Source organism: Bacillus sp. SIMBA_154 (genome assembly GCF_046536015.1).
Classification (GTDB): Bacteria; Bacillota; Bacilli; order Bacillales; family Bacillaceae; genus Bacillus; species Bacillus pumilus_P.
This window is the reverse complement of sequence record NZ_JAWJBV010000068.1, coordinates 1-453: the sequence shown is the minus strand read 5'-3', so window position 1 is coordinate 453 and position 453 is coordinate 1. Positions and strand designations below refer to the sequence as shown.

General features: G+C 47.5%; 2 protein-coding genes. Both read right to left on the bottom strand.

The window, feature by feature from the left end:
• A partial coding sequence (locus tag R0K30_RS21120; RefSeq protein ID WP_410612712.1) for a transporter occupies window positions 1-347 on the bottom strand: 347 nt, incomplete at its 3' end.
• Between the two features lie 21 nt (window positions 348-368).
• Window positions 369-453, bottom strand: an 85-nt coding sequence (locus R0K30_RS21115; protein ID WP_410612714.1) for a hypothetical protein, incomplete at its 5' end; no start/stop codon positions are given.

Below are 453 nucleotides of genomic sequence, written 5' to 3'. Positions count from 1 at the left end.
GGGGCAGACAGACGCCGGAAAGAGGTAACGGCGCATTCAATCAGAACATACGTCACAATTGCGGAGAGAACGGCTTCCGTTGAAATATAGAAAACGGCGGAATAGAGACAGCACTTCGTGATCAGCGTATGCATCCGGCCAATCTTCAGTTTCAGCCGGACCATGTCCGTAAACAAGCCGAGAGGGAAAGCGAAAAACAGGATGGTTTGTAAGAGGGATTCAGGAGACAGTTTTAGTGCCGAATAGACAATAGCGGCGGAACAGACGGAAATGACGGCATGCTTACATAAGAGCCGCATCAATTCATCATCACACCTTTCACGGTTTAAAAAAGGCTGACCCGTCATGCTGAGGGCCAGCCCTTTTTTTTATTTTTCAAGACGTTTTTCAAGCTCTGCTTTTTTCTCTTCAAAGCCCGGTTTGCCGAGAAGCGCGAACATATTCACCTTATAG